Origin of the sequence: Flavobacterium stagni (genome assembly GCF_004122105.1) — a bacterium.
Taxonomy (GTDB): domain Bacteria; phylum Bacteroidota; class Bacteroidia; order Flavobacteriales; family Flavobacteriaceae; genus Flavobacterium; species Flavobacterium stagni.
The window spans coordinates 353,043-379,223 of sequence record NZ_SBKN01000001.1 but is presented as its reverse complement, the minus strand read 5'-3'; the positions used below and the strand labels follow the sequence as shown (position 1 = coordinate 379,223).

Below are 26,181 nucleotides of genomic sequence, written 5' to 3'. Positions count from 1 at the left end.
AAGTTGAGGCTTCAATTTTGGCAAATTGGTGAAATGATGAAAGTTACGAATGATTTTTTAATTCCTTTCACAGGGTTAAAGTTGGGAAAACACCAATTTGATTATCAAATTACACAGAAGTTCTTTGACGCATACGAGTATTGTGATTTTGAAAATTGTGCCGTCGATGTAAAAGTAACCTTAGATAAGAAGACTACTTTTATGGAAATGACGTTCAAACATAAAGGAACTGTTTTTGTGCCCTGTGATGTTACAGGAGAAATGTTTGATTTGCCAATCAAAGGTGCTATAAAACTGTTGGTTAAGTTTGGAGATGCCTTTAATAATGAAAATGAAGAATTGTTGATTTTGCCACATGGCGAACATCAAATTGACATTACACAATATGTATACGAGTTAATCGTGTTGTCTGTGCCGCAAAAGCGAGTGCATCCTGGAGTAAAAGATGGAACACTCAAAAATGAAGCATTGGAGCAATTGTCGGTAAATTCGGTTAAAGAAGTAAAAGAAGAGATTAAAGAAGAAAATACAGATCCCCGATGGGATAAATTAAAACAACTATTAACGGATAAATAATATAAAAAATGGCACATCCTAAGAGAAGACAGTCATCTACCAGAAGAGACAAGAGAAGAACTCACTACAAGGCTACTGTAGCTACTATCGCTACATGTCCTGTGACTGGTGAGGCTCATTTGTACCACAGAGCTTACTGGCATGAAGGTAAAATGTATTACAGAGGGCAAGTAGTTATTGATAAATCAGTAGCTGAGGCTTAATATATACGGAAAAAATTCCATCAAACTCTCACCTATGTGGGAGTTTTTTGTTTTTTCAGTAGATAAAGAATAACTCAATATTTTTTTGTAATTTCCACCCTTTGAAAATTTCTGATTTTCAAGGACTATTAAACTAGACTATGAGTACAATTACCGCCGCTATTACAGCCGTAGGCTCTTATGTTCCGGATTTCGTTTTGTCGAATGCCGTATTAGAACAAATGGTTGACACCAACGACGAATGGATTACTACGCGTACCGGAATTAAAGAAAGAAGATTGCTAAAAGAGCCCGGAAAAGGAACTTCCTATTTGGCGATAAAAGCCGCTCAAAATCTTATTGAAAAAAATAATATCGATCCGTTAACTATCGACTTAATCATTATGGCTACGGCTACACCCGATATGCCTGTGGCTTCAACCGGAGTCTATGTGGCTTCTCAAATTGGTGCAGTTAATGCATTCGCTTTTGATTTGTCAGCCGCCTGTTCGAGTTTCCTTTACGGGATGTCTACAGCTTCCGCTTACATTCAATCAGGACGCTATAAAAAAGTGTTGTTGATTGGTGCCGATAAAATGTCATCCATTATTGATTACACCGATCGTGCTACTTGTATCATTTTTGGTGATGGTGGTGGAGCGGTTTTATTTGAACCCAATACAGAAGGCTTAGGCTTACAAGATGAATTTTTACGTTCTGACGGAATTGGACGCGAATATTTGAAAATTGACGCAGGGGGTTCTATCCTTCCCGCTTCAAAAGATACTGTAGAAAACGGACAACATTTTGTATTCCAAGATGGGAAAACTGTATTTAAATATGCAGTTTCTGGTATGGCAGATGTGAGCGAAAAAATTATGCAACGCAATAATTTGACACACGATGATATCAATTGGTTGGTTGCCCACCAAGCTAATCGTCGCATCATTGATGCAACTGCCCAACGTATGGGGTTGGATGAATCAAAGGTATTGATCAACATCCAACGTTATGGAAACACAACTTCAGCAACTTTACCGTTGTTGTTATCTGACTATGAAAGTCAGTTGAAAAAAGGAGATAATCTGATTTTTGCCGCATTCGGTGGTGGTTTCACTTGGGGAGCTATCTACTTAAAATGGGCATACAACAAACAATAAAACGATAACTAAAACGAAAGAACTATGGATTTAAAAGAGATTCAAAATCTAATCAAATTCGTATCCAACTCGGGTGTTGCTGAGGTTAAATTGGAAACAGGTGATGTGAAAATTACCATCCGTACTACCCTAGAAGGGAATACTCCTGATATTACTTATGTGCAGTCTGCTCCTGCAGCTCCTGTGATGACGCAAGTAGCCGCACCAGCTCCTGTAGCAGCCGCACCTGCAGCTCCTGTAGCAGCCGCACCTGCAGCCGATGATGCGAAATATATCACTATTAAATCGCCAATGATCGGAACTTTCTACCGTAAGCCAGCTCCCGATAAACCTGCATTCGTAGAAGTAGGAACATCTATTGGAAAAGGAGATGTACTATGTGTAGTTGAAGCGATGAAATTATTCAACGAAATCGAATCAGAGGTTTCTGGAAAAATCGTAAAAATCTTGGTAGACGATATGTCACCAGTAGAGTTTGATCAACCGTTATTCTTGGTAGATCCGTCTTAATTTGTTGTGATTTTAATACGCACACAGGATTCTTGTGTCGTGTTCAAATCGATGTTTAATTTAAATTGAAACAGGATGTTCAAGAAAATATTAATTGCCAATAGAGGCGAAATCGCTTTGCGCGTAATTCGTACGTGTCGTGAGATGGGAATCAAAACCGTTGCGGTTTATTCTACAGCTGACGCAGAAAGTTTACACGTAAAGTTTGCAGATGAAGCGGTTTGTATCGGACCTGCACCTAGTAATCTGTCGTATTTAAAAATGTCCAATATCATTGCGGCTGCAGAAATTACCAATGCAGATGCAATTCACCCAGGATATGGTTTCCTTTCAGAAAATGCAAAATTTTCTAAAATCTGTCAAGAGCACGGTATCAAGTTTATTGGTGCTTCTCCTGAAATGATTGAAAAAATGGGAGACAAAGCAACTGCCAAAGCGACTATGAAAGCGGCTGGTGTACCTTGTGTACCGGGTTCAGATGGGATTTTAGAATCTTTTGAACAAGCAAAAGTTGTAGCGAAAGAAATCGGTTATCCGGTAATGATGAAAGCTACTGCCGGTGGTGGTGGTAAAGGAATGCGTGCTATCTGGAAAGAAGAAGAGCTTGAAAAAGCTTGGGAAAGTGCGCGATTAGAAGCAGCTGCTGCCTTCGGAAACGATGGTATGTACATGGAAAAATTGATTGAAGAACCTCGTCATATTGAAATTCAAGTAGTAGGAGATTCTTATGGTAAAGCTTGTCACTTGTCAGAACGTGATTGTTCTGTACAACGTCGTCACCAAAAACTAACTGAAGAAACGCCTTCTCCATTTATGACGGATGATTTACGTCAACGTATGGGAGATGCAGCCGTAAAAGCAGCAGAGTTTATTCAGTATGAAGGAGCTGGAACGGTTGAGTTCTTGGTGGATAAACACCGTAATTTCTACTTCATGGAGATGAATACGCGTATCCAAGTGGAACATCCTATTACGGAGCAAGTAATTGATTACGACTTAATTCGCGAACAAATATTGGTGGCAGCGGGTGTGCCGATTTCTGGTAAAAATTATTTACCACAATTGCACTCAATCGAATGTCGTATTAATGCGGAAGATCCGTATAATGACTTCCGTCCTTCTCCAGGAAAAATCACCGTATTGCATGCGCCAGGCGGACATGGAGTTCGTTTAGATACGCATGTTTACGCTGGGTATACGATTCCGCCTAACTATGACTCCATGATTGCGAAGTTGATTACTACGGCACAAACTCGTGAAGAGGCCATCAACAAAATGAAACGTGCTTTGGATGAGTTTTATATTGAAGGCATCAAAACCACAATCCCATTCCACCGTCAATTGATGGATGAACCGGATTATGTAGCGGGTAATTACACCACAAAATTCATGGAATCGTTCAAAATGAAAGATCCCAATTAAAATAAAGCCACCTTTCGAGGTGGTTTTTTTTGCACTACTCCAAGAATATTTTCATTTTTAATTAATATGCATAAAAAAACCCGCTCCAAAGGAGCGGGTTTTTTTATATTCTAATACAAAGTATTAAGCTTGGAATGGTTCAACAGATACAAATGATTTGTTGTCCCCTTTTTTCTGGAATTTTACAATTCCATCAACCTTAGCGTGTAATGTATGGTCTTTCCCCATATATACATTTTCACCTGGGTTGTGTTTAGAACCACGTTGTCTAACGATAATGTTACCTGCGATAGCCGCTTGGCCACCATAGATTTTTACACCAAGTCGTTTCGACTCTGATTCTCTACCGTTCTTAGAACTACCGACACCTTTCTTGTGAGCCATGATGTTTTGGTTTTATAAGTTATTACTCTTCTGTTTTTTTCGTTTTCTTTGGAGCTTTTGGTGCATCCTCTGATTTTTCTGCTTTAGGCGCTTTTGCTTTTTTAGGCGCTTCTTCAGTAGCTTCTACTGCTGGAGCTGCTTCTTTTTTAGCCGCTTTTTTTGCACCTGTTGCTGCAATACCTTCAATTACGATTTGGGTTAACGCTTGACGGTGACCGTTTTTCTTTTTGTAACCTTTTCTTCTTTTCTTTTTGAAAACGATTACTTTTTCACCTTTAAGGTGTTGTAAAACTTTCGCTTCTACTGAAGCACCTTCTATAGCTGGGGCGCCGATCGTAATTGTTCCGTTGTCGTCTAATAAAAGAACTTTGTCAAAAGAAACTTTTGAACCTTCTTCGTTCGCTAAACGGTGAACAAAAACTTTCTGGTCTTTGCTTACTTTGAATTGTTGCCCTGCTATCTCTACGATTGCGTACATAACAATAATGTTTAGTTAAAAATTTTAAGGTTGCAAATATACAAATATATTTTATCGAAACAAGCGCTTTTGTAAAATACTTTCCTTTATAATCAAGGACTTACAAATATTTGAAAGTCAAGTATTAAATTCTTCAGTATCCTCAGGTAAAAAAATTACATTTGTGTAACAGAATTCCGTTCCGATATACTAATGGGACATTCGATTTAACGCAGGGTGATAACCCAAAAAACAAATAACTAATTCTTATGAAAAAATCTTTAATCGCTTTAAGTTCATTGCTTATGCTTGGAGGTACTGCTCATGCTCAAAAAGTTGCATTTGAAGAGTATGATTTAGCCAATGGAATGCACGTCATTCTCCATAATGATCCTTCGGCGCCTGTAGTGATTACTTCGGTAATGTATCATGTGGGAGCCAAGGATGAAAGACCGGACCGTACTGGTTTTGCTCACTTTTTTGAACATTTATTGTTTGAAGGAACACAAAACATTAAAAGAGGGGAATGGTTTAAAATAGTTACAGGTAATGGAGGAACAAACAATGCCAATACTACCGATGACCGTACCTATTACTTCGAAGTTTTTCCATCAAATAATCTTGAATTAGGATTGTGGATGGAATCAGAGCGATTAATGCACCCTGTAATTAATCAAATAGGTGTTGATACACAAAATGAAGTGGTAAAAGAAGAAAAACGTTTGCGTGTTGATAACCAACCCTATGGTCAGTTAATTGCCGAGGTAAAACGCAATATGTTTTTCAAACACCCTTACCGTTGGGCAACCATCGGATCAATGGAACATTTGGATGCTTCAACCTTAGAAGAGTTCCAAGCGTTCAATAAAAAGTATTATACTCCAAACAATGCTGTTTTGGTGATAGCAGGTCAGATCGATGTTGCTCAAACCAAAGAATGGATTCAAAAATATTTTGCTCCAATTCCGCGCGGTGAAGAAATTAAGCGTGAAACGTTTGTAGAAGATCCAATCACTAAAGAAATGCACGCCACTTATGAAGATCCTAATATTCAAAAACCAATGGTGGTGGCTTCTTATAGAACGCCTTCCATGAAATCACGCGACGCGCGTGTGTTGGATATGATTTCTTCGTATTTAAGCGATGGTAACAGTTCGAAATTGTACAAAAAAATCGTAGACGATAAGAAAATGGCGTTACAGATTGGCGCATTCAACTATTCGCAAGAAGATTATGGTATGTACATTTTATATGGAATGCCTCAAGGAGATGCCACGTCAGCTGATTTGATTAAAGAAATCGATGAAGAGATCGTGAAATTGCAAACGGATTTAATCTCTGAAAAGGATTATCAAAAATTGCAAAATCAATTTGAAAATAACTATGTAAATAGCAATGCAAGTGTAGAAGGAGTTGCTGAGAATTTGGCTTCATACTATTTGTTATACGGTGATGTGAATTTAATCAACACAGAAATCGAAATGTACCGTTCGATCACGCGTGAAGAAATTCGTGATATTGCGAAAAAGTATTTGAACCCAAATCAGCGTTTGATTTTGGATTATGTTCCTGCTAAAGACAAAGCTGAATCTAAATAATTGAAACAACATGAGAAAATCTATTATACTTCTATCCGGCTTGTTTTTAACCTTAACTATGCAAGCACAAGACCGACCACAACCTAAACCGGGACCAGCCCCTGCGATTCAAATCAAAAAACCTGAAATTTTTTCGTTACCTAACGGATTAAAAGTAATGGTGGTTGAAGACCATAAGTTACCCCGTGTATCTTTTAGTTTAACTATCGATAATGCTCCATTTGCGGAAGGAAATAAAAAAGGGGTTGACAACCTAACCAGCAGTTTGATGGGGAACGGTTCTACCAAAACTTCCAAAGATGCGTTCAATGAAGAAATCGACTTCTTAGGCGCAGATATTAGTTTCAGTGCACGTGGTGCTTATGGTAGCGGATTATCAAAATATTCAAAACGCATCATGGAATTGATGGCTGAAGGAATGTTGATGCCCAATTTCACACAAGAAGAGTTTGATAAAGAACGCGATAAATTAATCGAAGGATTAAAAACCCAAGAAAAAAGTGTTCCAGCTGTAGCGGGACGCGTGGAGAATGTTTTGGTGTACAGCAAAAATCATCCTGCAGGAGAATATTTGACTGAAGAAACCATCAAAAATGTTACGTTAGATGACGTTAAACAAAACTATGCGACCTATTTTGTTCCTGAAAAAGCGTATTTGGTGATCATCGGGGATGTGAAATTCAAAGAGGTGAAAAAAATGGCTACCAAATTGTTCGAAAATTGGACAAAAGCTACCGCTCCACAAATTTCATACACTTCGCCAAGTAATGTACAATTCACACAGATCAATTTTGTCGATATGCCTAATGCGGTTCAATCGGAAATTGCTGTTGTGAATTCGGTGAATTTAAAATTATCAGATCCGGATTATTTCGCAGTGATTGTAGCCAACCAAGTGTTAGGAGGCGACTTCAACGGATATTTGAACATGAATTTACGTGAAGCTCACGGATGGACCTATGGTGCGTATTCAAGTATTGGCAATAACAAATACATGAATAGTAAGTTTAAAGCCAATGCCCAAGTGCGTAACTCCGTTACCGATAGTGCAGTGGTGGAAGTTTTGAAAGAAATCAAACGAATCCGTACTGAAAAAGTGAGTGAAGAGGCTTTAGCTAATGTAAAAGCAGGTTACATCGGACGTTTTGTGATGCAAGTTGAAAAACCACAAACTGTAGCGCGCTATGCTTTAAATATTGAAACAGAAAGTTTACCAGCTGATTTCTATGAAAATTTCATTAAAAACATTCAAGCGGTAACCGCTGACGACGTGATGCGTGTGATGAATAAATATGTCTTAGCGGACAATTTACGTATCATCGTAACGGGTAAAGGAAGTGAAGTAATTCCTGGTTTGGAAAAATTAAAAATTCCAATGTTCTATTTTGACAAATTTGGTAATCCTACAGAGAAGCCAAAAATGAAAATGCCGATTCCAGCAGGAGTTACTGTGAAAACCGTAATGGATAACTACATCAAAGCCGTAGGTGGTGATAAAGCAGTGGCTGGAGTAAAATCTATTTTCGTTAGCGGAACTTCTGAAATCGAAGGTGCACCCGCTCCATTGGCGTACATCACTAAACGTGATAATAAAGGTCGAATGATGTTGAAATTAGAATTAACCGGAATGATGGAATTGTCAAAACAAGTGATTGGCGATAAATCAGGGTATAATTCAGGTCAAGGTCAGAAAAAAGACTTAACTGCTGAAGAATTTGCAGAGAAAAAAGCGATTGCAGGTACTTTTGAAGAATTGGCTTTAACGAAAAAAGCAGATGTGGTGTTGGATGGTATCGAACCTTTCAATGGTGCTGATGCGTATGCTGTGAAAAATGGAAAAACAACGTATTACTATGATGTGAAAACAGGTTTACGTTTGGGTTCATCTACAACACAAGAGCGTAACGGTCAAAAAATGACTTCTTCTATTTTGTATTCAGATTACAAAGATGTAAAGGGGATTAAAGTGCCTTTTACCATTGTATTGTCACAAGCTGGAAGAGATATTGAAGTGAAAGTAGCTGAAGTAAAAATCAACGAAGGAGTAACCGATGCTGATTTTCAGTAATTAAATCATAAAATAATAATGAAAGACCGTCTTTATGGCGGTCTTTTTTATTTTTTACTTGAAAGATAAACACCTAATAATATAATGGAAGCTCCCAAACCTTGAACAGCGGTTAAGGATTCTCCGTCATAGATCCCCCAACCAATGGCAACCACAGGAATTAAATAGGTTACCGAAGTGGCAAATACAGGAGCCGATAACTGAATTAGTTTGTAAAATAAAATGTTGGCAATCCCAGTTCCGATAACTCCCAAAATCATGACATAAAACAAAGAATGCTGGATTTTAACTTCATGAAAATGAGCGGATATTCCCGAAGAGAATAATAAGATAGCCGCCGGAAGTAGCATCACCAAGAAATTACCCGTAGTAATACTTAACGGTTTTACATCGGATAAATATTTCTTAATCAAATTGACATTGGTGGCATAACATAATGAGGCAATCAAAACGAGTACGGTATACCCATAATTTTGATTCGGGTGCGAAATTGCTCCGTTGATAATTAATAATAAAGTGCCTATTAAACCAATGATTACACCTAATAATTGTGCTCTTTTAAAGGTAAGTCCAAAAGCCAAGATTCCGATTAATAAGGTATTCAAGGGCGTCAACGAATTTAAAATAGAACTGATCGAACTGCTAATTTGGGTTTGAGCAATGGCAAACAGGAAAGCAGGAATAAACGTTCCAAACAGGGAAGTTAAAGCAATGTATTTCCATTGATGGTGCCGAATTTCGCGTAAGCTTCCAAAGCCTATGATCAATAAAAATACGGCAGAAAAGGTGATTCGCGCCGCCCCTAGTTGTATGGGTGTGAGTCCGACCAACCCCCGTTTAATCAATATAAATGAACTCCCCCAGATTACGGCCAATACCATAAGGAAAAGCCATTTCAATTGTTGATTGGACATGTTTCGTTGTTTATCAATGCAAAATTGGCATTATTTTATGAATGTCCGTTTAAAAATATTTTTAATTTTGTTTCTGAAAATCAAACTCAACATCATGAATGCTCCAAAAATTGTAGCTGTTGCAGCTGCGTCTTTAATGCTAATGACTTCTTGTAAACAGGAAACGGCGGCAGCCGCTGGAACAGAAACCGCTCAAAATCAAAAAGCACCTGCTGTGAAACCTGAAACAGCTTCTATGCATATTGAAGGAATGACGTGTGCTATCGGTTGTGCCAAAACAATTGAAGAAAAATTGGCTGAAACACCTGGTGTTCAAGAAGCAAAAGTAGATTTTGATAAGAAAGAAGCAACGGTTCACTTTGATGCCGATAAACTATCAGAAAAAGATTTAACTAAATTGGTAGAATCGTGTGCAGACGGTAAAACCTACAAAGTGTCGAATGTAAAAGTAGATAAGAAAGCGTAATTAATAGACGCTACAAAAAATATAAAGGGCTTTTTTAAAGGCCCTTTTTTTATTTCCATTGAATGGTTTCCATTAGATTTTGCATGTCGTTTTTGATATAATCAGCGGCAGGCATAATAGAATCAAAATTGGGTTTCGCATAAAAATACATCGACCCACTTAAGAAATGTCGTGTGCTGTCGGTTACATAAAATTGTGCGTTAGTAGCCGCATTACCTCCCACTCGATAAAACATGCCGTAGACTTTATGTTTTGGGTTGTAAAAAGGTTGTTCTAAAATGTTATCCGCTTTAATGACATGCTTATACGTAAGTTTTTGCGTATCTCGTAACAATTGTTCTAAGTTGCCTTGAACCGGTTTGTAGGTTAAAAACAAGGTAGCTTTCATTTTGGGATAAGTAATAGTATAGCCACACGAACCCTTTTCTTTGATTACAGCATGGGCATTTACAGCAAATTCAAAAGGGCAATTACTTTCAAATTTAGTATAAGTAGCTAATGGATATTCCAACCGTAAATGACCCGGCGGCTTGGGTAAGATGTCGTCTTTACAACTGGATAGTAAAATGGAAATTACAGCGGCAAATCCTAATAAATATAAGCGTTTAAGCGGCATCGAGTGTGACTTTAATTTGTTTGATTCTTTTTTTGTCGACAACTTCTACGGTGAATAGACAGTTGGCAAAATGTATTTTTTGTCCTTTTTTGGGGAAGTTTCCTTGTAATTCCAACAAAAATCCCGCTAAGGTTTCGGCTTCTCCTTTGTGTTCTTCAAAAAGATTTTCGTCCACATCAATGATACGGTATAAATCTTTTAAGTTGATTTTTCCTTCAAAAAGAAAATTCCGTTCGTCAATTTGGGAGTAATTAATGTTTTCGTCATCAAACTCATCACTAATGTCGCCCACAATTTCCTCAATAACATCTTCCAAAGAAATTAAACCCGAAGTACCTCCATATTCATCTACTACAATGGCCAAATGGTTTTTCATGCCCTGGAAATCCTTTAATAAATCGTCCAGCTTTTTATTTTCTGGAACGAAAAAAGGTTCGCGCATTAACTTCTGCCATTCAAACTCCTTCTTATTGATGTAGGGAATTAAATCTTTGATAAACAAAACGCCAACAATATGGTCGATATTGTCTTGGTAAACAGGAATTCGAGAGTACCCTTTGTCCACAATTTTAGGAAATACTTCTGAAAAAGATTCTTTAATATCGAGCGCAAATAAATCAATGCGCGGACTCATCACTTGTTTGGCTTCGGTATTCCCAAAGGATACAATGCCTTCTAATAACTTTTGTTCTTCTTGTGTAGTGTCTTCGGATGAAGTAAGTTCCAGCGCTTGCGAAAGCTGATCGACTGAAAAGTTGGTTTTTTCTTTGCCTAATTTTTCTTGAATAAAAAGCGTGAGCCATCGTAAAGGCAAGCTTATTGGCGAAAGTAATTTATTGAGAAAAACGAGTGGGTATGTAATGAAAACGGCAAATTTTGTGTTGTTCCGACTCGCATACACTTTAGGTAAAACTTCACCAAATAATAAAATTAAAAAGGTGACTAAGATTACTTCGACAATAAATTTTACCGCAGGTATAGCAATGGTCGAAAACAAACGATCCAGAGAAACTGAAAAAAGAATGACAATAGCAATATGTAAAAAGTTGTTGGCAATCAAAATGGTCGCCAACAACTTTTTAGGTTTTGCTAATAAATCGGAAATGATTTGAAACTTGCCTGGTTGCTTTTCTGAAAGTTGTTGTAAATCTTTTTGTGTTAGGGAGAAAAAAGCTACTTCAGTAGCAGCGACCATAGCACAACAAAACAGCAGAACTAAAATGCCGATACTGCCCAAAAGCATCTCAGAATCGAATGTTACTACCGAATGTATACCGGGGTCTGGCTCCAAATGAAAAAGATTAGTTGAACTTCTATCTAGTAAGGCATGTCGTTTTCAACATGAGAACTAGGTGTTTCGTAACCTGAATTTCGCGGTTCATGATTTGGAACAGAACGACTTTCTAAATCTTTTTTCACATTTAGAAAGGTAAATTCTGTCACCTGAATTTCTGTTGTGTATTTGGTTACACCTTCTTCCGTCGTCCATTGACGCGATTTGATGCGACCTTCTACATAAATTTTATCGCCTTTGGTTAAAAAGCGTTCGCAAATTTCAGCGGCTTTGTTGCGCACAACTAAATTGTGCCACTCCGTTGAAGTGATTTTTTCGTTTGTTGATTTGTTAATGTAAATTTCATTCGTGGCCAATGGAAATCGACCAATGCAATTACCGCCTTCGAAATAGTGCATTTTAACATCATCCCCCAGATGACCAATCAGCATAACTTTGTTAAGTGTCCCGTTCATAATAATATGGCGTGTTTATATCACGCAAAAATACAAATTTATAAATAATTCGACTTAATAAAATTATAAATAACAATGGGAAAAGGGTAATTTTCAAGTGATTCGACCTTTATACCTGAAGTTAATGATTTATTAAGACTAATCTTGTAAAAACGAATATACAAATTTTGATGTGATAGTTTGTGTAAAACAGCATCATTCTCTAATACCCTAATAGAAGATATCGATTTTTCAGCATGTTCTATTTCTATTTTACGTAGAATTTCTTCATAAGGTTTTGATTCTGTTGTTTCTAGAAGCGGATACTGATATAAATTGTGCCAAATCCCTTTTTCAGTTCGCTTTTCCAGTAAGGTTTTTCCTTCTGGATCTTCAAACACTAAGTAATGAAAAAAGCGGTTGGTCACTTTAGTCTTCTTCAATTTCACAGGTAATTCTGTGGTTTTTTTGTCCCGTAAAGCAATGCAACCCGATTGAAAGACACAACTTTCGCATTTCGGATTTTTGGGTGTACAATGAATGGCACCAAATTCCATTAACGCTTGATTGAATTGCTCTGGACGATTTTTATCCAATAAGGTATTGGCTAATTCCGAAAATTCTTTTTTGGCTTTAGAAGAAGTGATGTCGGTTTCAATACCAAAAAAGCGCGATAAAACACGGTATACATTGCCGTCGACAACAGCAACGGGTTCGTTAAAAGCAATGGAAGCTATGGCAGCAGCTGTATATTCGCCCACTCCCTTTAATTGTAATAACTTTTTATAAGAATTTGGAAAATTCCCTTGGTACTCTGCTACAATTTGTTGGGCAGTGAAATGCATGTTACGAGCTCGGGAGTAATAACCCAATCCTTGCCATTGTTTTAAAATGGCTTCTTCAGGGGCGTTTGCCATATCGGTAACCGTTGGAAACGCTTCTAAAAAGCGAAAAAAATAAGGCGTTGCCTGTGCAACTCGCGTTTGTTGAAGCATAATTTCGGACAGCCAAATGCGATACGGATCGCGCGTTTGACGCCAAGGAAGATCGCGTTGGTTTTCTAAATACCAAAGCAATAGGGAGTTAGTAAAATCCATAGCAATTCTGAGTTTAACAAAAGTATAACTTTATGTATTTAAATTTTAATAGATTATACTTGAAAATTTGTTTTTTTAATTCCTATATTTGCACTCTCAAAAATTTACACATAATTATTAAATACGAAAGAAAATGACGAAAGCAGATATCGTAGCGAAGATTTCAGAGAAATTAGGTCTTGAAAAAGGAGATGTTCAATCTACTGTAGAAGCGTTGATGGAAGAAGTAAAAACTTCATTGGAGAACGGAGATAATGTATACCTAAGAGGATTCGGTAGCTTCATCATCAAAACAAGAGCTGAAAAAACAGGAAGAAATATTTCAAAAAATACAACAATCAAAATTCCAGCTCATAATATTCCTGCATTTAAACCTGCAAAAGTATTTGTAGAAGGTGTAAAAGCTAAAACTGAAGTTACAGTATAAAAATATTTATTAATCACTAACAAATTAACCTATGCCAAGCGGTAAAAAAAGAAAAAGACATAAGGTTGCGACGCATAAACGTAAGAAAAGAGCGAGAGCAAACCGTCATAAAAAGAAAAAGTAGTTTTTAACTACTTTTTTCTTTTTACACGTTCCTTGAAATTACGGGATATATTTCAAAAAACGCTGAATTTCAATAGATTTTGCGCTCACTTTTTACGTTTTAGTGGGTTCAAATGGAATTTTAGCATTTGAAATTTTCCCTACGGGTACTACCTGTAAAAATGTTTAATCCATCCTAAAATTGGTCGATTTGTCTTTAAATCAACCTGTTCCGGGATAAAAATTTACAACATGAATAAAGAATTAATCATTCGAAAGGATGAAAATGCTGTAGATTTTGCCTTATTAAAAGATGGAAAACTCATTGAATTACACAAAGAAGAAGAAGATCGTAGCCAGTTTTTGGTGGGTGATATTTTTATCGCCAAAATCCGAAAACCGGTACCTGGACTCAACGCTGCCTTCGTAAACGTTGGATTCGAGAAAGATGCATTCTTGCATTATCACGACCTAGGACCTAATCTTACTTCCTATTTGAAATTCATTAAACTTGTAAGCACAGGTAAAATAAAAGATTTCTCCCTAAAAAACTTTCCGTTTGAAAAAGAGATTGATAAAAATGGTGCCATCGCTGATGTGTTGAGCGCCAATCAATCGGTTCTAGTTCAAGTGGTCAAAGAACCCATTTCCACTAAAGGTCCCCGCATTAGCTCTGAGCTATCATTCGCAGGACGCTATTTGGTGTTAGTGCCGTTCTCCGACCGGGTTTCGGTTTCTCAAAAAATCAATTCCCGCGAAGAAAAAGACCGTCTGAAAAAACTAGTTTCCGCTGTCAAACCGAAAGGATTTGGTGTTATTGTGAGAACAGTAGCCGAAGGCAAATCAACAGCCGAACTCGAAAAAGACTTGCAAAATCTGATGAACAGATGGTTTGCAATGTGTAAAAGATTACCAACGGCCCATCATCCCTCCAAAGTATTGAGCGAATTGACTAAAGTTTCCTCCATGCTTCGGGATATTTTTAACGATACCTTCACCGGTATCACTGTAGATGATGAGGAGTTGTACCAACAAACAAAGGACTATTTAGCCGAAATAGCGCCGGAGAAACAAAAAATTGTGAAGCTTTATCAATCTGTGGATGTACCGCTTTTTGAAAAGTACCATATCGAACGTCAAATCAAAACCTCATTCGGGAAAACCGTTTCCATGAGTAAAGGAGCTTATTTGATTATCGAACACACGGAAGCACTTCACGTGATTGATGTAAATAGCGGAAATCGTTCCAACAAAGCCGCAAGCCAAGAGGCCACTGCGCTCGAAGTGAATATGATTGCCGCTACTGAAATCGCACGTCAATTGCGCTTACGTGATATGGGCGGAATTATTGTTATCGATTTTATCGACATGCAAAATCCCGAAAATCGCAAAGTCCTCTACGATCATTTCAAAGAGGAAATGAGCGACGATAAAGCCAAACACAAAATCCTGCCGCCGAGTAAATTCGGTCTCGTGCAGATTACTCGACAACGGGTGCGTCCCGAAGTCAACATTAAAACTCAGGAAGATGATCCTAGTCAAGGGTCTACCGGTGAAGTCGATGCACCAATTCTGCTCATCGACCGCATTGCTTCCGATGTTGAACGAATTAAAGACAACCACAACAAACTTGTGCTCAATGCACACCCGTTTGTGGCTGCCTACCTTACTAAAGGTTTTCCATCTTTACGTTTGAAGTGGTTCTTCGAACATAAAAAATGGGTGAAAATCATACCTCGTGATGCTTACACGTACCTCGAATACCGTTTCTTTAACGAAGAAGGAAACGAGATTAAAGAATAAAGAAAAAACCGCCTTTCAATGTGAAGGGCGGTTTTTTTGTTTTTGGGCAGCCCTGCCTGCCGGTAGGCAAGTCCGGGCTGCATCATGCTATCAATCGCGAATCAACTCAACTTTACGTTTGATTTCATTGCCTTTTTCATCTACTACCGTCACACGATGCACACCCGTTTGGGCCGTAATCTGCATTTCGTGAAAGGTTTGGGTGGTTCCCAAAAATCGGTCATCTACATACCAATACAATTTGGCCTCTCGATTGGAATGGGCCACCTTAAATACAACAGGCTGAATCACTCCGTTAAAGTTTTTCGTCAAATAAATTTTACTCGTAGCCCGCGGATAAATAAAATCCATTTGTACTTGTGTTTCCCCCACACAATCCGCTCGGAAAGGGGGTAGAGGATGGTAATCAATATGTAAACTTTTATAATACCATTCCCAAACCGGTGGCAATACAAACCATTTTTTGGTTACAATTTGGTCTACCGATACACAATTGCTATTTACACGAAACTGTTCGGTTGGGTCCAAATGCACCAATTTATGATAGGGACAAACACTGGTTTTCAATCCTTTAACCGGAATCCATTGCTTCGTTTTCGGGCAATCATCTTGCGCAATATGTCCGCTTTGGGTACAAATTTCAGCTTGTTCCAAATCGTTTAAAGGTGCTTTAAACCAACCTGATTTAGGTAGCGTATTGAATACATCAAACAAAATGGGAGCTGCACTGTCTACCCCTGTCAATTCAGGTCGGCCTTCTCCCGAAGCATTTCCTACCCAAACGCCCACCACATATCGTGAATTGGTTCCAATCGCCCATGCATCGCGATTACCAAAACTCGTTCCCGTTTTCCATGCAATCGGTAAGGCTGAATCATAAAACTTCCAAGCTTCATCGCCTTCTGGACGGTTGACTTCTTTCATCGCTGTGTAGGTGAGGTAAATCGAACCCGCTCCATAAATTGTTTTGTCATAAGTATCAGACCCGAAATCTTGTTCAAAGCCATGAATGAAATTCAAGTCAGTAAATTCATTGGTTCGGTATTTTTTGGTACGGTTGTAATAATTTAAGGTCGACGTCAAATAGGCATACGTCTTCGTTAAATCCCATAAATTACTCTCGGCACCTCCCAAAATCAAGGATAAACCATAATGGTCAGGATGTTTGTTGATGTTTTTTTGACCTAGCTTTTGCAAGGTTTCATAAAACTTCGGAATGCCGTGTTCTTGCAACATCAAAACCGCCGGAATATTCAACGAACGCGATAAAGCGCGTTGTGCTGGAACGGCACCATCAAAGGTTTGGTTAAAATTTTGCGGGGCATATCCCGAAATTTGAGTCGGAATATCTGCAACTAAAGTGTTGGGTAAGAGTTCGCCCTCATCCAACATCGAAGCAAACAACAAGGGTTTTAAAATACTTCCTGTACTTCGCGGAGCGCCAATAATGTCAACATCTTTGCCATGTTGCACATCCGTAGGTGCATTGCCCACATAACTCACAATATTGCGGTTTTGTACGTCAATAACAATCACCGCCAGATTATGGACTTCGTTTTGTTTATACTGGTTGTAATAATAACTCGCAATTTGATTCACCCGATTTTGCAACGGCAATTCAATGGTTGTCTTGATACGTTCTCCTGGATGTTTTTTGACCACCCGTTCTAATAAATGAGGTGCCAATTGGGGTAAATCATAGGGTTTTTGTGGTAACGGTTCTTTCAGTGCCAAATCGTAAGTGAGTTGGTCAATCTCTTTATTTTGGTATAATTTTAATAATAAGGCATTGCGCTTTTTCATTAATTTTTCCTGATTTTTTCCAGGATAAATCAATCGTGGCGCATTGGGTAAAACCGCTAAGGTTGCACTTTCTGCCCACGAAAGTTGGTGCGCTTGCACGCCAAAGTACCGCCAAGAAGCCATTTCCAATCCGACCACATTACCCCCAAAAGGCGCATGCGCGGCATAGAGTTCGAGAATCGTATCCTTGGAGTGACGAAACTCCAATCGCGTAGCCAAAACGATTTCTTTTATTTTCTCCCAATAGGTGCGGTCTTGATTATTCCGCGATAGGCGAACGACTTGCTGGGTCAAGGTACTTCCACCGCGGACTACTTTTCCTGCTGCCCGATTTTGTTGTACTGCTTTGTACATCGCAACCGGATTGAATCCCCAATGCTGATAAAAATGTTCGTCTTCATAATAGACAATACATTTTTTAAATTTTTCGGGTACACTATCTTTCGCTGGAAAGCGCCATTGTCCATCGGTGGCAATTTTTGCAGCCAATAACTCTCCATCCGAGCTTTCAATCACGGTGGCGTAGGGGACTTGAAACAAAGTGCGGGGCAACGAGAAATAATACACCAAAAGAGCAATCATTAGGACTGCAGATTTTTTGGGATGTTTCAGTATGCGAGTTTTGACTTTTTGATAGCCAACACGTCCACCTTTTTTTAACCTATCGAAGAATTGACTAGTTTTTGTTTTCACAGTACAAAACAACCCAACAGATTTCCATAATCTGTTGGGTTAAATTTATTTTATTGCTTATTCATTCACCACTTCCACCCATTGTCCTTTGGTTCGGGCAATGAATTCATGGTCGTACATCGCTTCACATTGTAATCCGGGTAAATAGTATTTCCCCAAATATGAAGCGTTCAATAATAATTTAAAAGTTCGGGTTTCACCGCCTTTTAGACCAAAATAATAGTTAGCACGGTCATCGCGAATATCCATATAATCCACCGTATTCTCAGTGGCATTGCCGTAATCCGTGTAACGGGTGTTTACAATTTCAAATCCAGACGGAATGATTTGTGTCAATGCAATGTTTTCTACATAATCATTCTTCAAATTCGTAAGAGTCACTACCGCAATAAACTCAGTACCTTGCGTGATTTTACTCACATCAATTTTGTTCCCTTTGCGATCTTTGAATACCAACGAAGCTTTCACGTTGTTCTCCATTGGTTTTTCTTTCCCAACCGGTAGAATGCCACTATTGTAAACCCGAACGAACAATGTGTTCTTCAAATTGTTTTTCAAAGTCACATTATTTGAACCGTTTTGGACCACTAAGGTACGTTGCGAAAGCGATTTAGCCGAATTGATTGTCTCCGATTTCCCCTTTTGAATCACATTCACATTCATCCCTTTTCCGCCATTCGATTGCGCAAATTTCGACATCGCATACAAACAGTAGGCTGAAGTTTGCGTACTCATCCATTCGTCAGAAGCCATATTTTTGGCCAATTTTGTTGCCAATTGGAAGGCTTGTGTTTTTTGTCCCAATAAGATTAACGTTTCCAACGCCATGGCACGATTGCGTTCACGCGAACCGTAGTAATAGTCGTAATAGTTCTCATCTGTATACTCTTCATCGATTTTTGCTCGGGAAAGTAAAGCCATACCCGCATTATTTTGTTTCAATAAAGCAAAAGTGGCCGCTAAGCGTAATTTGGCTTCATTGGAGATGTCGCGGGTCTCTCGCAAACGGTTCATCGACGCCAAATCAGGATTCCCAGCCAAAGCCAAAGTATATAAACGATACGCTTGTGCCATATCATTATGACTTTCAATGCGCCACTGTTTGGCAGCCCTTTGTTGGTAGGCAATCCATTTTGCTTTGAATGTTGGCGGCAAAGCATATCCTTTTTTCTCGGCTTCTAGCAAGAAATGTCCGGCATAACTGCTTCCCCAATCGTCAGCATAATTATTACCGGGCCAATAACTCATCCCGCCACTTGCGGTTTGGAATTTTGATAATCGTTGGATTCCCGCAGCGACGTTGCGTTGTATTCGATTTTTGCGACTCGTGTCCACATCCATGATATCCATCAAATACAATTGTGGGAATACCGATGAGGTTGTTTGCTCCACACAACCGTGTGGGTACAGAATGAGATAATCCAATCGACGGCCAAAATCAACAGTAGGCATGGATGAAATTTCGACCACCGCTTTATTACTTCCCGCAATTCCGAAGGTTTTCCAGTTGACAGATTTACTCGAATTCGGATTCAAAACGACATCGGTATAAGTCGTAGTTACCGGATTCGGGTTAAAAATATCGACTTCAATTTCGTAAACGGAGCGTTCTTTACCCGAAGTAGCAATCACTTGTACTTTTCCAACACCTGTGACATTGGCAATTTTTAAATTAAAAAAGGCCATTTTTTCATCGGGACGCGCAAAAGTTACCGATTGTGTTGCTTTTCCTGCTATCACAATACCGCCACTGGTTTTCACTTGTACCGTAACATTTTTCACCTGATTTTCCATAGCGAAAAGCGTCACCGGTAAGGTCACTTGTTCCGAGGGTGTTACTTTTCTTGGGAACGAAGCCAAGACCATCAACGGACTGCGAACGGGCGTCGTTTTTTCCACACTTCCATAGGCATTACTCTCAGCATTAGCCGCAACCACCATGGTGCGCACCGAACCGATGTATTTCGGCAACTTGATTTGGTGCGTTTTTTCGGCGCCTTTTTCTAATTTAAACGGACCTAAGAAGACAACTACCGGTTTAAAACGGTTCGCTTTTTTCGATTTGCCACCGCCTGCATCAGCGTCTCCACCTATACTGAAAACCTGATTTACACGACCGCCATAGGCCCCAATCACATCATTGTAAATATCCCAAGTGCGTACACCCAAAGCCTCGCGTTTGTAAAAATCATCCCAAGCATTGGGCGTTTGGAAACGCGTAAGATCCAACAAACCTTCATCGACTATCGCAATGGTATAGGTCATGGCTTTGCCTTGCTGTTCGCTGACTTTAATGTTAACCGTTTGCTCGGGTTTTAAAACTTCAGGCATCACCAATTTGGGTTGTAAAACCGTCGATTTATCCGTCACCCCAATCGGAACAACACCATACATACGGATCGGCGCGTCGTTTTTTGTAGAGGCATGCGGTTGTAATAAGGTGACATTGATGTACACATTCGGCGCCATGTCGGCGGTAATCGGTAGATCAATTGTAGTTTCACCCGATTTTGTTTTAGCCCATAATGTTTTTAAAACTTTGGAACCATTTTCTATCGAAATCAAAGCTCGACCACCTTCACTAGATGGTAAAAACACTTTTGCAGTTTCACCCACCGCGTATTCTTTTTTATCGGTATTAAAACGTAAAACAGTAGCACCATCGCCATCAACATTGCGTGAACGCGACGACCAATAGGGATAATCTAAAAATACAGTCGTACCAGAAGCATGGCCACTGGTTGGATCGATAACACGCACTAAATAACGTCCCCAATCATCGCCAGGTACAGAAAATACAACTTGACCACGGCCAGAAGCATCGGTATTAATGCGGAATAACTTATACGAAGTGGTCACATTTGCCGTATTGTAATTGGATAAATCTTCGTTGGAAGCATCCCACCACCAACGGGATTCCAAACGGTAGACGCGAACTTCCAAGTTTTTCACCGCAACGGGATTTCCGTTTTCATTTACCGAAATGATTTCGTAACGGTTGTTTTTGTCTGTTTCGATTAAACCGTATTTATTTGGATCGGGTGCTTTTATGCCGACATAGGTTTTGTAGGGAGAATAATTAACAGCCGCGACATCGGTACTCACATCACCGCCTTGTTCGTAAACTTTGGTGATGAAAGCCGCGCGAAGCATACCCGGAGCTTGTCCTTGTATGGTCGGGTTAATCGGAATCGAAACTTGCCCATTTTCGTTGACTTTTCCTGAAAAAATATTGATTTCTTCGGTGGAAAATTTACGAGAAGGATCGTCAAAAATATAGTTCGAATACCCTTTAAAACTGGTAACTTGTTGCGAGAATTTGGCTTGTACTTCGGTTTTTAAATTTTTAGCCACTGCACCATGTAACCAAGTCACTTGAACGGTATTGGTGTTTTTCTCACCCGCAGATAGCATTTTGCCATTAAAACTATTTTTAATTTTTAAACGATTAGGTTTAATGGTTTCAATTTTAATGCTTTTGTAAAAATGAGCACCACCCACACTAATGCGCGCTTCCCAATTCCCCGTAGGCGCATCGGCTTCTGTAGGAATCGTAAAGGCATAATGATTCAACTCGTTTTTGATTTGGACCGTTTGATATACCGTTTTTCCTTTGGGATCATTAAAGCGCAACTTAATCGGATGGTTTTCTGGAAGTTTATTGTTGTTGTCATTTAAAATAAAAGACAAAAACACCTTATCTCCGGGACGCCAAACGCCGCGTTCCCCATAAATGTAGCCTTTCAAGCCTTTTTGCAAACTTTCCCCTGAAACATCAAAATTACTTACCGACAATGAAAGTTCGTCATCCAACTTTACATACGTACTTTGATCACCTTTGGAAACTACCGCGAAGTAGGCCATTTTCGTCAATTCAAAAGTCGCCATACCGTCGCCATCTGTGGAGGTTTCGGCTAATTTTTGTTGTTGGTAGTTGAATAATTCTACTTTCGCCCCCGATTCAGGGTCGGTTGTCACAATATTACTTACCGCAACCGTCACCGATTTATTATTGCCGCGTTTTACAATTACTCCCAAATCTGTTGCAAGAATATTTGTCCCGCGTTTGGTGTTGTAATAGTAATAGTTAGAACACGGGTCTTGACTGGATTGCCAATCGTAATCTTCTTCATAATAGTAGTAATAGCCACCACCGCCACTGTAATTCACATCGTCTTCATTTTCTTCTTCCTCATCTTCATTAGAAGATTCCTCAGAAGTACCGTCACATTTGTACAAAGCATATTTTTTACGGAACGAAAACTCAACACGATAAATCGCCCCAGGTTCGGGTTCGATTATCTTGGAAATATCCAATGCATAGGTATTCCATTTGTTGTAATTATAAAGATTGTTTTGCTTGAGTTGCAAGGTGGTTTTCGCGATGGGCTGACTCACACGTCGCAAGTTTTGCGTGCCATTGAGTTCGTTGTCTTGCAAAAACTGAAGAATATTGTTCTTGTAAATTTTATAGATTTTTACATCCACGGCATTCAAACTGGCCGCTTCAAAATTTACTTTTAAATTGTTCGAACTAGGAAGAATACTTCCGCTTTTCACCAATTTTACTCCCGGTTTAATCGGGTCAAAAATCAATGTTTCGGAATAGGTTTCTTTGAGTTTGAAGCCGTCACTGCTTTCAATTCCGGCAAAAATTTCAACTAATTTATTGGCCGAAATCATTTTGGGCTCTTCCTCTTCTTCATAATCGGAAACCTCGTCGGAAGTATTGATATAAGTAGCTGTTGAGTCAGCTGCCACTGCAACGGTATCTACCGCCACTTCCTCGGTGGCAACCACTTCGTTTTGTACTGTTTTTTGGGTATTGGTGGTGGGACCGACATTGTCGAAATAGACTTTGAGTACATTGCCCATCGTACTAAATTTCAAGTTGTCGGTGTTTTGTATGTTGACCAAGCCGGCAAAGTTTTGGTCTTTTTTCAACGGATCCGAGAAATTGATAAGTATCGATTGGTTGTTTTCATCCCCCGATGTAATATGCACCACTTTAAATTGGTTTTTCCCTGGAATTTTAATTTCCACAAAACCTTCTTGGTCTTCGACATCGGCTTCGTCACCATCCCATTTTAAGGTGATCGTACTTTCATCGTCAAAGCGTTGAATGCTGTCAATAAGGAATTTGAATTCGGTAGGCGAACTCATTTCCTTGTCGATTTTTACTTTTAAATCATTACCGTTTTGGGTCGCCGTAAGAATTTTTTGTGCCAACGCAATATCCATTTCATCTGCGGTGCGAATCGTCCCGTATTGGTAATAATAGTTCTTGTTGTACGACTGTAAATCCTGGGTTTGAACAATAAAATCTTGCTTAATGGTTTTGAATGAAAAATTAAAAGCCTGTAGTTTTTCATCCGCTACAGTGGTTAATTTTTCCAAATTCAAAGTTACTTGATACAAAGTGTTTTGTTCCAAAGGTTCATCCGGAATAAAGGCAATTGTGTTGGAAGATAACATTTTCACTTTCCCATCCACACTGGGTGAAATGGAAAATAAATCATCATCCAATTCTTGCTCGGGATTCCAATCCTTTTTTTGGAAAGCAAGTTGCACCCGAATGTCGGATTTTGCAGGAATAAAACCAGAGGTAAAACCAGCAATGTACTCTTTAAAAAGAGTAGGGTCAGAGTCAAAATCGGCAGCCGATTTTTTGCCACAAGAGGCCAACGCCAAAAAGGCGATCAGCACATACAAGAACTTTTGGGTTTTCATAAAAGTTGGCGGTATAAAAGTGTTTAAGAATTTAGTGGTGGTTTGACTAATTGTATAAGAACGAAGGTGTTAGTAGTAGGAAATGTACAAAGAATTAGGCATATACAGTTATCTTCTTTTTTTAAAAAAATCTTTCATCAATTGGGCACATTCATCGGCCATTATTCCCGAAACGACTTCGGTTTTGGGATGCAATTGAGTGCCTAAAGTCATAAAACCGCGTTGTTCATCACGTGCACCAAACACAATTTTGGTAATCTGACTCCAATACAAGGCGCCGGCGCACATTTGACAAGGCTCTAAGGTGACATACAACGTACAGCCTTTGAGGTATTTCCCTCCAATAAAATTGGCGGCTGCGGTGATGGCTTGCATTTCGGCATGTGCGGTAACGTCGTTCAACATTTCGGTGAGATTATGACTTCGGGCAATGACCCGATTTTCTACAACAATAATCGCGCCAACCGGAATTTCACCTTTTTCAAAAGCGATTTCAGCCTCCGCCAAGGCTTTTTTCATAAAGTATTCGTCGGTGAAAATGGGTTCCATAAAACAAAAATAGGAATTCAATTTGTACCTTTGACTCATGAGCCAACATTTACTCGCACAAATTCAATCTCCGTCCGATTTACGGCAACTCGATATCGCGCAATTGGAGCAAGTTGCTCAGGAATTGCGGGATAAAATCATTAATGTGGTTGCGGTAAAAGAGGGCCATTTGGGAGCGAGTTTGGGCGTTGTCGAATTGACCATCGCCTTGCATTACGTTTTCAATACACCGGATGATTTGTTGGTTTGGGATGTTGGGCACCAAGCCTACGGCCATAAAATTTTGACAGGTCGCCGGGATCAATTTGAAACGAATCGGCAAAAAGGCGGAATTTCGGGTTTCCCAAAACGTTCCGAAAGTGTTTATGATACCTTTGGTGTGGGTCATTCGTCCACATCGATTTCTGCGGCTTTAGGTATGGCGCTTGCTTCCCAACTGAAAGGCGAGCAACGGTCTCATATTGCAGTGATTGGCGATGCCTCGATTGCCAGCGGCATGGCGTTTGAAGGATTGAATCATGCAGGTGTCACCGAGGCCGATATTTTGGTGATTTTAAATGATAATGCGATCGGAATTGACCCGAGTGTAGGGGCGCTAAAAACCTATTTGACTGCGGTAAAAGAAGGTAAAAATCCGAAGCAAAACAACATGATTAAGTCGTTGAACTTTGCGTATTCGGGTCCGATTGACGGTCATGATCTCCCTATTTTAATCAAAGAATTGCAACGATTGCAAAAGGTGAAAGGGCCAAAATTTTTACACGTCATCACTACCAAAGGCAAAGGCTTGTTGCAAGCCGAGCAAGATCAAGTCAAGTACCATGCACCAGGGAAATTTGATGCAGCGACAGGCGAACTCATTACCAAAGAAGAGTCCCATTTGCCCACCAAATTTCAAGATGTTTTCGGACATACCTTAGTAGAATTGGCACAACAAAATCCTAAAATAATCGGAATCACTCCAGCGATGCCGTCGGGGAGTTCGATGAAATACATGATGGAAGCCTTTCCTGAACGTGCATTTGATGTGGGGATTGCCGAGCAGCATGCAGTGACATTGGCTGCGGGTATGGCAACTCAAGGAATGGTGGTGTTTTGCAACATTTATTCGACCTTTTTACAAAGAGCCTACGACCAAGTAATTCATGATGTTGCTTTACAGAAATTACCCGTGATTTTCTGTTTGGATCGTGCGGGTTTGGTAGGTGAAGACGGCGCTACGCATCACGGAGTTTTTGATTTGGCCTATTTACGCTGTGTGCCCAATATGGAAATTGTTGCGCCTCTGGATGAAGTAGAGTTGCGCCAACTGTTGTATACCGCTTCTTTAGGATTGGAAAATCCGATTGCGATTCGGTATCCACGGGGTCGTGGCGTTGGATTGGATTGGGAAATACCTTTTCAAAAAATAGACTATAAAAAAGGAAAGGTACTGCATCAAGGTTCGGATATTGCGATAATTTCAACGGGTTTTATTGGAAATAATGCGCTTGCCGCTTTGGCTGATTTTGATTTAAATGAAAAGGTGAGTTTGTATCATTTTGGATGTGTAAAGCCGCTAGATGAAGCACTTTTACATACTATTTGTAAGCAGCATCGGTTTGTGATCACTTTAGAAGATGCAACGATTGAAGGCGGATTGGGCAGTGCTGTCGCCGAATTTATTACGACGCACGATTATCAACTTCCTGTTCATCGATTGGGTATTCCCGATCAATTTATTGAGCATGGTACCATCGCACAATTGCAGGAACTATGTGGTATATCCCCAATGGCCATTCAGCAGTTTTTAAGGACGCTTTTAGAGCAATTGGCGTGAATTCTAGCCCGGACCTGCCTGCCGGTAGGCAAGTTGAAGCGGCAACTCCCGATGCAAGAGGGACTATAGCGGAAAGC

General features: G+C 39.4%; 21 protein-coding genes. 11 read left to right on the top strand and 10 right to left on the bottom strand.

Annotated features, from left to right (window positions below; genetic code table 11):
• Window positions 1-36 precede the first annotated feature (36 nt).
• From EQG61_RS01660 to accC, 5 genes are all read left to right on the top strand, one after another.
• On the top strand, window positions 37-576 hold the full coding sequence (locus EQG61_RS01660; protein ID WP_129460680.1) for a YceD family protein: 540 nt from the start codon (window positions 37-39) through the stop codon (window positions 574-576).
• An 8-nt stretch (window positions 577-584) separates the two neighbouring features.
• Entirely contained in the window at window positions 585-779 is a 195-nt protein-coding gene (rpmF, locus tag EQG61_RS01655; RefSeq protein ID WP_129460132.1) for a 50S ribosomal protein L32, read from the top strand.
• A gap of 140 nt (window positions 780-919) precedes the next feature.
• Window positions 920-1,918 (top strand): beta-ketoacyl-ACP synthase III, encoded by a 999-nt coding sequence (locus tag EQG61_RS01650; RefSeq protein ID WP_129460131.1) that lies wholly within the window; start codon window positions 920-922, stop codon window positions 1,916-1,918.
• Window positions 1,919-1,942: 24 nt separating this feature from the next.
• A complete protein-coding gene (gene accB, locus EQG61_RS01645) occupies window positions 1,943-2,428 on the top strand; it encodes an acetyl-CoA carboxylase biotin carboxyl carrier protein (RefSeq protein ID WP_129460130.1) in 486 nt (161 codons plus the stop codon).
• Window positions 2,429-2,503: 75 nt separating this feature from the next.
• Entirely contained in the window at window positions 2,504-3,850 is a 1,347-nt protein-coding gene (gene accC, locus EQG61_RS01640) for an acetyl-CoA carboxylase biotin carboxylase subunit (RefSeq protein WP_129460129.1), read from the top strand.
• A gap of 123 nt (window positions 3,851-3,973) precedes the next feature.
• Here the strand turns inward: accC and rpmA are convergent, their stop codons facing one another.
• Together rpmA and rplU are read right to left on the bottom strand one after the other, a co-directional pair.
• Window positions 3,974-4,234, bottom strand: a complete 261-nt coding sequence (gene rpmA, locus EQG61_RS01635; RefSeq protein ID WP_129460128.1) for a 50S ribosomal protein L27 — start codon at window positions 4,232-4,234, stop codon at window positions 3,974-3,976.
• Between the two features lie 22 nt (window positions 4,235-4,256).
• Window positions 4,257-4,712, bottom strand: a complete 456-nt coding sequence (rplU, locus tag EQG61_RS01630) for a 50S ribosomal protein L21 (RefSeq protein WP_129460127.1) — start codon at window positions 4,710-4,712, stop codon at window positions 4,257-4,259.
• 248 nt (window positions 4,713-4,960) lie between these two features.
• Between rplU and EQG61_RS01625 the strand changes: the two genes are divergently transcribed.
• Together EQG61_RS01625 and EQG61_RS01620 are read left to right on the top strand one after the other, a co-directional pair.
• Window positions 4,961-6,289: a M16 family metallopeptidase gene (locus EQG61_RS01625; RefSeq protein WP_129460126.1), complete on the top strand. Its 1,329-nt coding sequence runs from the start codon at window positions 4,961-4,963 to the stop codon at window positions 6,287-6,289.
• A 10-nt stretch (window positions 6,290-6,299) separates the two neighbouring features.
• Window positions 6,300-8,357, top strand: coding sequence for a M16 family metallopeptidase (locus tag EQG61_RS01620; RefSeq protein WP_235829008.1), 2,058 nt, complete (start codon window positions 6,300-6,302; stop codon window positions 8,355-8,357).
• A gap of 47 nt (window positions 8,358-8,404) precedes the next feature.
• On the opposite strand, the gene EQG61_RS01615 is transcribed toward EQG61_RS01620, so the two are convergent.
• Complete coding sequence (locus tag EQG61_RS01615; protein WP_129460125.1) at window positions 8,405-9,271, bottom strand: DMT family transporter; 867 nt, start codon at window positions 9,269-9,271, stop codon at window positions 8,405-8,407.
• Between the two features lie 94 nt (window positions 9,272-9,365).
• Between EQG61_RS01615 and EQG61_RS01610 the strand changes: the two genes are divergently transcribed.
• Window positions 9,366-9,737 (top strand): cation transporter, encoded by a 372-nt coding sequence (locus tag EQG61_RS01610; protein WP_129460124.1) that lies wholly within the window; start codon window positions 9,366-9,368, stop codon window positions 9,735-9,737.
• Between the two features lie 49 nt (window positions 9,738-9,786).
• On the opposite strand, the gene gldD is transcribed toward EQG61_RS01610, so the two are convergent.
• The 4 genes from gldD to mutY are packed head-to-tail and all read right to left on the bottom strand — an operon-like array spanning window position 9,787 to window position 13,178.
• Window positions 9,787-10,353 carry a gliding motility lipoprotein GldD gene (gldD, locus tag EQG61_RS01605; protein WP_129460123.1) on the bottom strand — a complete coding sequence of 189 codons (567 nt, stop codon included), beginning with the start codon at window positions 10,351-10,353 and terminating at the stop codon, window positions 9,787-9,789.
• Window positions 10,343-11,644 (bottom strand): gliding motility-associated protein GldE, encoded by a 1,302-nt coding sequence (locus tag EQG61_RS01600; RefSeq protein ID WP_129460122.1) that lies wholly within the window; start codon window positions 11,642-11,644, stop codon window positions 10,343-10,345. Before EQG61_RS01600 ends, gldD begins: the two co-directional genes overlap by 11 nt.
• 26 nt (window positions 11,645-11,670) lie before the next feature.
• Window positions 11,671-12,102, bottom strand: a complete 432-nt coding sequence (locus EQG61_RS01595) for a single-stranded DNA-binding protein (protein WP_129460121.1) — start codon at window positions 12,100-12,102, stop codon at window positions 11,671-11,673.
• 38 nt (window positions 12,103-12,140) lie between these two features.
• The gene (mutY, locus tag EQG61_RS01590) at window positions 12,141-13,178 is read right to left on the bottom strand and encodes an A/G-specific adenine glycosylase (protein ID WP_129460120.1); all 1,038 of its coding nucleotides are present in this window, start codon (window positions 13,176-13,178) and stop codon (window positions 12,141-12,143) included.
• Between the two features lie 133 nt (window positions 13,179-13,311).
• Between mutY and EQG61_RS01585 the strand changes: the two genes are divergently transcribed.
• Together EQG61_RS01585 and EQG61_RS01580 are read left to right on the top strand one after the other, a co-directional pair.
• Complete coding sequence (locus tag EQG61_RS01585) at window positions 13,312-13,605, top strand: HU family DNA-binding protein (RefSeq protein WP_129460119.1); 294 nt, start codon at window positions 13,312-13,314, stop codon at window positions 13,603-13,605.
• A 354-nt stretch (window positions 13,606-13,959) separates the two neighbouring features.
• A complete protein-coding gene (locus tag EQG61_RS01580; protein WP_129460118.1) occupies window positions 13,960-15,510 on the top strand; it encodes an Rne/Rng family ribonuclease in 1,551 nt (516 codons plus the stop codon).
• A gap of 90 nt (window positions 15,511-15,600) precedes the next feature.
• On the opposite strand, the gene pbpC is transcribed toward EQG61_RS01580, so the two are convergent.
• From pbpC to EQG61_RS01565, 3 genes are all read right to left on the bottom strand, one after another.
• Window positions 15,601-17,895 (bottom strand): penicillin-binding protein 1C, encoded by a 2,295-nt coding sequence (gene pbpC, locus EQG61_RS01575; RefSeq protein WP_129460117.1) that lies wholly within the window; start codon window positions 17,893-17,895, stop codon window positions 15,601-15,603.
• 168 nt (window positions 17,896-18,063) lie between these two features.
• Complete coding sequence (locus EQG61_RS01570) at window positions 18,064-23,736, bottom strand: alpha-2-macroglobulin family protein (RefSeq protein WP_129460116.1); 5,673 nt, start codon at window positions 23,734-23,736, stop codon at window positions 18,064-18,066.
• A 108-nt stretch (window positions 23,737-23,844) separates the two neighbouring features.
• Window positions 23,845-24,285, bottom strand: a complete 441-nt coding sequence (locus tag EQG61_RS01565; RefSeq protein WP_129460678.1) for a nucleoside deaminase — start codon at window positions 24,283-24,285, stop codon at window positions 23,845-23,847.
• A 37-nt stretch (window positions 24,286-24,322) separates the two neighbouring features.
• On the opposite strand from EQG61_RS01565, the gene EQG61_RS01560 reads away from it, so the two are divergent.
• Window positions 24,323-26,104 (top strand): 1-deoxy-D-xylulose-5-phosphate synthase, encoded by a 1,782-nt coding sequence (locus EQG61_RS01560; RefSeq protein ID WP_129460115.1) that lies wholly within the window; start codon window positions 24,323-24,325, stop codon window positions 26,102-26,104.
• Window positions 26,105-26,181: the final 77 nt, after the last annotated feature.